1 protein-coding gene is annotated in these 283 nt (G+C 42.8%); it reads right to left on the minus strand.

The genetic code is table 11. The annotated features are described in order from the left end of the window. Nucleotides 1-283, minus strand: a 283-nt coding sequence (locus tag H5118_RS20455; protein WP_220497285.1) for a hypothetical protein, incomplete at both ends; no start/stop codon positions are given.

Consider the following 283-nt stretch of genomic DNA (forward strand, 5'->3'; position numbering starts at 1 on the left):
GGGTTTGGTGTGGTGTTATCTTGAGGTTCATACTCGCGCGTATCTTCCCCATATTGAACAGTAAATTGCCCATTTGGTACATCGGTTAATTGCGCTATACCGTCTTCATCTAGCTGGCCTGTGCTTTGTGTGCCATCATCAAATTTAATTGTATAAGGTGCGTTTTTTACAGGGGTGCCATCTTGATAAACATAAAGCAAATCCACTACGCTTGACGTTGTTGCAGCAATACCTGCGTCATTAATGGTTATATCACTAATGCGGCTAATATTGGCAGGGCTTG

Source organism: Pseudoalteromonas sp. SR41-1 (assembly GCF_014164015.1).
Taxonomy (GTDB): domain Bacteria; phylum Pseudomonadota; class Gammaproteobacteria; order Enterobacterales; family Alteromonadaceae; genus Pseudoalteromonas; species Pseudoalteromonas distincta.